The sequence below is a fragment of the Dinoroseobacter sp. S375 genome (assembly GCF_049800775.1).
GTDB lineage: Bacteria > Pseudomonadota > Alphaproteobacteria > Rhodobacterales > Rhodobacteraceae > Dinoroseobacter.
In genome coordinates, this window is the sequence record NZ_JBNAFR010000010.1 from 7501 (window position 1) to 14269 (window position 6769).

Annotated in this window: 8 protein-coding genes and 1 tRNA gene (1 of these 9 cut by a window edge); 5 read left to right on the forward strand and 4 right to left on the reverse strand. The window is 66.5% G+C overall.

What is annotated here, in order from left to right; all coding sequences use genetic code 11:
* The 3 genes from ACP150_RS18240 to ACP150_RS18250 all read left to right on the forward strand — a co-directional run.
* On the forward strand, positions 1-648 hold the 3' portion of the coding sequence (locus ACP150_RS18240) for a sugar ABC transporter substrate-binding protein (RefSeq protein WP_424968119.1). 372 nt of this gene lie to the left of the window's left edge; 648 of the gene's 1020 nt are visible here — the last part of the coding sequence; its start codon lies off the left edge, out of view; the stop codon is at positions 646-648.
* A 193-nt stretch (positions 649-841) separates the two neighbouring features.
* Positions 842-1915: an ABC transporter permease gene (locus ACP150_RS18245; RefSeq protein ID WP_424968120.1), complete on the forward strand. Its 1074-nt coding sequence runs from the start codon at positions 842-844 to the stop codon at positions 1913-1915.
* Positions 1915-2685, forward strand: a complete 771-nt coding sequence (locus ACP150_RS18250) for an ATP-binding cassette domain-containing protein (protein WP_424968121.1) — start codon at positions 1915-1917, stop codon at positions 2683-2685. The genes ACP150_RS18245 and ACP150_RS18250 overlap by 1 nt, the downstream gene beginning before the upstream one ends.
* 245 nt (positions 2686-2930) lie before the next feature.
* Here ACP150_RS18250 and ykgO read toward each other — a convergent pair whose 3' ends face one another.
* On the reverse strand, positions 2931-3056 hold the full coding sequence (gene ykgO / locus ACP150_RS18255) for a type B 50S ribosomal protein L36 (RefSeq protein ID WP_035255927.1): 126 nt from the start codon (positions 3054-3056) through the stop codon (positions 2931-2933).
* 68 nt (positions 3057-3124) lie between these two features.
* Positions 3125-3199: transfer RNA gene (locus tag ACP150_RS18260), tRNA-Val, on the reverse strand.
* Between the two features lie 133 nt (positions 3200-3332).
* On the opposite strand from ACP150_RS18260, the gene ACP150_RS18265 reads away from it, so the two are divergent.
* Entirely contained in the window at positions 3333-4196 is an 864-nt protein-coding gene (locus ACP150_RS18265; RefSeq protein ID WP_424968122.1) for an N-formylglutamate amidohydrolase, read from the forward strand.
* A 12-nt stretch (positions 4197-4208) separates the two neighbouring features.
* Here ACP150_RS18265 and ACP150_RS18270 read toward each other — a convergent pair whose 3' ends face one another.
* Entirely contained in the window at positions 4209-5462 is a 1254-nt protein-coding gene (locus ACP150_RS18270) for a DNA polymerase IV (RefSeq protein ID WP_424968123.1), read from the reverse strand.
* 29 nt (positions 5463-5491) lie between these two features.
* On the opposite strand from ACP150_RS18270, the gene ACP150_RS18275 reads away from it, so the two are divergent.
* A complete protein-coding gene (locus ACP150_RS18275) occupies positions 5492-5977 on the forward strand; it encodes a hypothetical protein (protein ID WP_424968124.1) in 486 nt (161 codons plus the stop codon).
* Between the two features lie 24 nt (positions 5978-6001).
* Here the strand turns inward: ACP150_RS18275 and ACP150_RS18280 are convergent, their stop codons facing one another.
* Positions 6002-6589 carry a hypothetical protein gene (locus tag ACP150_RS18280; protein WP_424968125.1) on the reverse strand — a complete coding sequence of 196 codons (588 nt, stop codon included), beginning with the start codon at positions 6587-6589 and terminating at the stop codon, positions 6002-6004.
* Positions 6590-6769 lie beyond the last annotated feature (180 nt).

Genomic DNA, 6769 nt, shown 5'->3' on the forward strand with positions numbered 1-6769 from the left:
GATGCGACCTTTGCCACGGACAACTTCCTGGCCGGCGAGCTGATCGGCGCCTGGGCGGCGGCGTCGCTCGGCGATGATGCAGGCAATGCCAAGATCGGCATGCTGGACCTGGCCGTGTCGCAGCCCACCGTGGGCGTGCTGCGCGATCAGGGCTTCCTGCAGGGCTTCGGCATCGAGCTGGGCGATCCCAACAAATGGGGTGACGAGGATGACCCCCGGATCGTCGGCAATGACGTGACCGCCGGGAACGAGGAAGGCGGTCGCCGCGCCATGGAGAACCTTCTGGCCAAGGACCCCTTCATCAACGTCGTATACACGATCAACGAACCGGCCGCCGCCGGGGCCTATGAGGCGCTCAAGGCCATCGGTCGCGAGAATGACGTGCTGATCGTCTCCGTCGATGGCGGCTGCCCCGGGGTCCAGAACATCGCCGACGGCGTGATCGGTGCCACCTCGCAGCAATACCCGCTCTTGATGGCGTCGCTCGGGATCGAGGCGATCAAGACCTGGGCCGAAAGCGGCGAGAAGCCCGCGCCCACCCCGGGCAAGGACTTCTTCGACACCGGCGTGGCGCTTGTCACCGACTCCCCCGTCGATGGTGTCGAAAGCATCTCGGTCAAAGAGGGCATGGACCTCTGCTGGGGCTGACCTGCAGCCTCTGACCGAAGGGCGGTGGCGTCGTTCGGATCCTGACCCGGGATCCGCGCGCGCCACTGGTCCGGCGCTGACCCCGGCATTGCACCACGGCCGGGGTCACGCACCCCCCAAGACCGCGCATCGCATCGGCGCGGCATTCCTTGTCCGACCCATTCGTCCTCACCTGTAACGTCCGGAGCCGCCAATGACCGACCCCACCCCGCAAGGGCAGGATTACGAAGCCGCGCTCAAGGACAGCGCCACCTCGGTGGCCGAGTTCGATCATGGCCCCCAAGGGTTCACCCGCAAATTCCAGCACGCGCTGCATCAGACGCCGGCCCTCGTGCCGTTGATCGTGCTGGTGGCGGCGATTGCCATCTTCGGGATCCTGCTTGGATCAAAGTTCTTCTCTCCCTTCGCCCTGACGCTCATCCTGCAACAGGTGCAGATCGTCGGCATCGTCGCCGCGGCGCAGAGCCTTGTGATCCTGACCGCCGGGATCGACCTGAGCGTGGGCGCGATCATGGTGCTGAGCTCGGTGGTGATGGGGCAATTCACCTTCCGCTACGGGATCCCGGTCGAGATCTCGATCGTCTGCGGGCTGATCTGCGGGACGGCGATGGGCTTCATCAATGGCTGGCTCGTGGCCAAGGTGAAACTGCCGCCCTTCATCGTGACGCTGGGCATGTGGCAGATCGTGCTGGCCACGAATTTCCTCTATTCCGCGAACGAGACCATCCGCAGCCAGGAGATCCGCGAAGAGGCGCCCCTCCTGCAGTTCTTCGGGACCACGCTGGAACTTGGCGGCGCGCGCCTGACCTATGGCGTGATCTTCATGGTCGTGCTCGTTTTCGTGCTGGCCTATGTGCTGAGGCAGACCGCCTGGGGACGGCATGTTTATGCGGTGGGCGATGATCCCGAAGCCGCAGAGCTGTCGGGTGTTCAGGTCTCGCGCGTGCTGATCTCGGTCTACATGCTGTCAGGGCTGATCTGCGCCTTTGCGGGCTGGGCCCTGATCGGTCGGATCGGGTCGGTGTCACCGACCTCGGGGCAGCTTGCGAATATCGAAAGCATCACCGCCGTGGTGATCGGGGGGATCTCGCTCTTCGGTGGGCGCGGCTCGATCCTGGGCGCCTTTTTCGGCGCGCTGATCGTGGGTGTGTTCACGCTCGGCCTGCGCCTCCTCGGGGCGGATGCGCAATGGACCTTCCTCCTCATCGGCCTGCTGATCATTGCCGCTGTGGCGGTGGATCAATGGATCAGAAAGGTGTCGGTCTGATGGAACCCATTCTTGCAGGCAAGAACCTGGTCAAACGCTATGGCCGCGTGACCGCGCTCGATCATTGCGACTTCGAGCTCTACCCGGGCGAGATCCTCGCGGTGATCGGGGATAACGGGGCGGGGAAATCCTCGCTGATCAAGGCGGTGTCCGGGGCGGTCATACCCGATGAGGGCGAGGTCTATTTGGAAGGCAAACAAGTGCGTTTCAGCAGCCCGCTGGATGCGCGGGATGCGGGGATCGAGACGGTCTACCAGCAGCTTGCCATGTCCCCGGCCCTGTCGATTGCCGACAACATGTTCATGGGGCGCGAGCTGCGCAAACCCGGGTTCCGCGGCAAGTGGCTGCGGCAGCTGGATCGGGGCGCCATGGAGGCGTTTGCCCGCGACAAGCTGAGCGAGCTGGGCCTGATGACGATCCAGAACATCAACCAGGCGGTGGAGACACTGTCCGGGGGGCAGCGGCAAGGGGTCGCCGTGGCGCGGGCGGCGGCCTTCGGGTCCAAGGTGATCATCCTCGACGAGCCCACGGCGGCGCTCGGCGTGAAGGAAAGCCGCCGGGTGCTGGAACTGATCCTCGATGTGAAGGCGCGGGGAATTCCGATCGTCCTGATCAGCCACAACATGCCCCATGTGTTCGAGGTTGCGGATCGGATCCACATCCATCGGTTGGGCAAACGGCTCTGCGTGATCAACCCCAAGGAGTACGAGATGTCCGACGCGGTGGCCTTCATGACCGGCGCGCGGGAGCCCGAAGCCGACGCCGCCTAGACAGGGATCGGTGGCGCGATCCGCATGCGGATCGCGGGCGACGCGCGAGGGGATAGGCCCGACCACCATGTCCGAACGTCCGGCCTGCGCGGGGCCGCGCCATGCACATGTGCATGGCGCCCCCAACCCGAAGCCTGCCCCGCGACCCGTAGCATCCCCCTGCCAAAACGTGACAAAACCGCCGGGTTTCCCGCGGCGGTTTACATCTTTTCAGTGATCGACCGGATTGCTCCGGCGGCGCGGGCTCAGCCCTGACGCGCTTTGAACCGACGCTGGGTCTTGTTGATCACGTAAACGCGGCCCTTGCGACGCACGATCCGGCAATCCCGGTGGCGCTGCTTGAGCGAGCGGAGCGAGTTCTTGACCTTCATGGGTCTGTCTCCTGTCGCGGCGCGCACTGCGCCAAGGTGGATGGCCGCCCCGAGGGACTGGGCCGAGATGGTGGGCGGTACTGGGATCGAACCAGTGACCCCTTCGATGTCAACGAAGTGCTCTACCGCTGAGCTAACCGCCCGATGAGATACCGAAATCGCCAAAATCACTCCTCGGCGGAGCCACCTTCGCGATCGGTTCGCGTCCTATAAAAGGAGTCGCAAAGGTGTTCAAGGGCTTTTGGCCTGCCCCCGGTTCGGTCTAGTATAACTCCAATGATGCACACAGCATATACACTCGGGCGCCCCCGGCCCTGCACCACATCGGTCGTGTTCGCCTCGCCCCATTCCGGGCGCGCCTATTCGCAGGACTTCCTGCGGGCCACGATCCTCGACACCCATACGATCCGCTCCTCAGAGGATGCCTTCGTGGATGAGTTGATCGCCTGCGCCCCGCGCCACGGGGCCCAGACCATCGCGGCGACAGCGCCGCGCGCCTATATCGACCTCAATCGCAATTCCGACGAACTGGACCCGGCAGTGGTCAGCGGCTTGCGCCGGGTCACCCATAACCCGCGGATCAGCTCGGGCCTCGGCGTGGTCCCCAGGGTGGTGGCCAATGGCCGCGCGATCTACCGCGGCAAATTGCACCTGAACGAGGCCAAGGCCCGGCTCGACGCCTATTGGCACCCCTATCATGACCAGCTGCGCCGCATGCTCGACATGACGCGCAACAGTTTCGGCCAGGCGATTCTCGTGGATTGCCACTCCATGCCCCATGAGGCGATCGACGCGCTGCACCAGCACTCCGACGAACGCCCCGACGTGGTGCTGGGCGACCGGTTCGGCGCGGCGGCAGCAGCCCATGTGGTCGACCATATCGAAGCCGCCTTCACCAATGCCGGCTTGCGCGTGGCCCGCAATGCCCCCTTTGCCGGCGCCTTCATCGCGCAGCATTACGGCCGCCCCTCGCGCAACCAGCATGTGGTACAGATCGAGATCGACCGCGCGCTCTACATGGATGAAGAGAGAATTGAGCGTGGCCCGCAATTCCGCGGCTTCCAGCGCCTGATGGAACAGGTGATCGCCGAGATCGCCGGGTTCGGCCGCGCCTCCCAGGTGCCCCTGGCCGCCGAATAGCGCCCGGCGCGCCTAGCGCAGGGCGCGCCCCTTCAGGATCGCATCCTCACCGAATTTCGCGCGGATCGCATCGGTCGCGCGCTCTGCCGCGGCCCGCTGCGCCGCGCCCGGGTCGAGCAGATCTCCCGTCAGATCGGCGTTCCCCTCCGGCACCAGATCGCTGAGCCCCACGCCCAGCAGACGATAGCTGTCCCCACGGGGCACCGCGCGGAACAGCTCCATCGCCTCGCGAAAGATCCGGTCGGCGATCTGGCTCGGGTCGCGCAGGGCATGGCGCCGCGTGATCAGGGTGTGATCGGATTTCTTCAGCTTGAGCTGCACCACCCGGCCCGCCACCCCCTTGGCCTTGGCCCGTCCCGCGACCTTCTCGGCCATGCGCCAGACATGCCCCTCCAGCAGATCCGGGTCCGCCGTATCCTCGGAAAAGGTGGTCTCGTTGGAGATCCCCTTGACCGGGGTCCGGCTCGAGACCGGGCGACGATCCTCGCCGCGCGCCAGATGCCAGAGCCGCAGGCCCATGGACCCGAACCGCGCCACCAGATCGGCCTGCTCCCAGCGGGCGAGATCGGTGAAGGTGCGGATCCCGGCAGCCTCCAGCGCGGCCTGCCCCGCGGCCCCCACACCCCAGATCATCCGCACGGGTTTATCGGCCAGAAACTCCAGCGTCTCAGCCTTGCCGATCACCGCGAACCCGCGCGGTTTGTCGAGATCCGAGGCGATCTTCGCGAGGAACTTGTTGTGGGACAGCCCGATGGAGCCGGTCAGACCGAGCTCGTCCTCCATCCGCTTGACCAGCCGCGCCAGCATCACCGCCGGGGGCGCGCCATGCAGGCGCGCGGTCCCGCCCAGATCCATGAAGGCCTCGTCCAGCGACAGGGGTTCCACATCCGGGGTCATCTCATCCATCATCACGCGGATCGCGCGACTGGCCTCCACATAGGCATCAAAGCGCGGCTTGATCACCACAGCGTCCGGGCAGAGTTCCAGCGCCTTGAACATCGGCATGGCCGAGCGCACGCCCTTGATCCGCGCCACATAGCAGGCGGTCGAGACCACGCCGCGCCGCCCGCCTCCGATGATCACCGGCTTGTGGGCCAGCTCGGGATTGTCGCGTTTTTCCACCGAGGCGAAGAACGCATCGCAGTCCATATGGGCAATGCTCAGGCTGTCGAGCTCCGCATGACGGATCAGCCGCGGGCTGCCACAACGCGGGCAACGCGGTTTTTCGATGTTTTGCTGCTGACATTCACGACAGAGACTGGTCATCTAGGCGCCGAGACCCACTTTCGCATGATATGCTCGGGACAGTATACGGATTCTCTGTGCCGCAACAGAACACACACACCGATTTTCAGGGGGTGACCCTGGCAGCCCTGCATCGCGACAAGGTGGCTGTTACCTGTTTGCCCGCGGATGAACGCTCCGGGGCGGATGGGCCGCTCTGGACCTTGCCGCATCTGGGCCGCGTCGAAGGGCGCAGCCCGGCGGAAACTGCGCTGCTGCTCGCCGAAGAGGTGCTGGGCTTTGCGCTGCCGGTCACGCGACTGAACTGGCCGATTCTCTGCGCGCCTCCTGCCGCCGCGCCGGACCTGCCGCCAACCTGGTTCTTTGCCGCCTGGCTCAGCCCGCTGGAATGGGAGGTCCTCTCCCGGGATGGCGGGCCGCGGAACGCCCTGATGATCGGGGTCGATGTGTATCTGCGAGCCACGACCGTCCTGCCGGAGCAGCAGGCCAGCCTCAGGCAATATCTCAGCCAGTCCCGCAGCGCGCCCCAGGCCTAGACCCGGGCGCCGGGGCCCGCGCGATCAGCGCAACGCCGCCAAGGGGGCCGCCGCCGCATCGCGACGCAACTCTGTCACGAGCGGTTGGCTCACCCGGTCCCGTTCGTCGGCCAGAACGAGGATTTCCGCGGCCAGGCTGGCCTCCTGCGACACCGGGGCAGGCCGGGAGCGGGCGCGTCGCCCGCCGCTCCGGGGGTGTCCGCAAGCCGCCGCCTGCTGCATCGCTGCGCGCAGCTTTGCGAGCGACCGGGCCATGCGTCGCCGGGCCCGCTGGCGGGCACAATACGCGCCCAGACCAGCACCCGCCGCGCCCGCCGACAGGGCCAGCGCCGCCAGAAGGGGCGGCGACAGGGAAAGCCCCGGCAGAGAGGCCGCAATCGCAGCCATCAGCGCGGCGAAGGGAATGGCAAGCGCCAATGCCTCGGTCCAGCCCGACGCGCGGTATCCGGCATTGAGCGACGTCTCGGCAGTGAGGGCAAGATGCGGCGAGATCCCCGTGATCTGCACACTGAACCCTCGGAGCGGGCGGCGGCGACCCATGCGCAGGTCGACCTCCACCGCATCGAGATCGGCCTGGGTCGCGAGAATGACGACGGGGAGCGGGTTGGACATAATCACCTCATCAAATCCGGGGTGACCCAGCGCATTTGGCGGGCCACGGGATCTGACTAGGGGGTCCGGTGTCATGATGACGTTAGGGAAGCGTCAGTCGCGCCAGAGATCGGATTGGGGGGGGGGCGGCGGGGGCCCGCGCCCCCCCCCGCCCCCCCCCCCCCCCCGGCCCGGGATGGG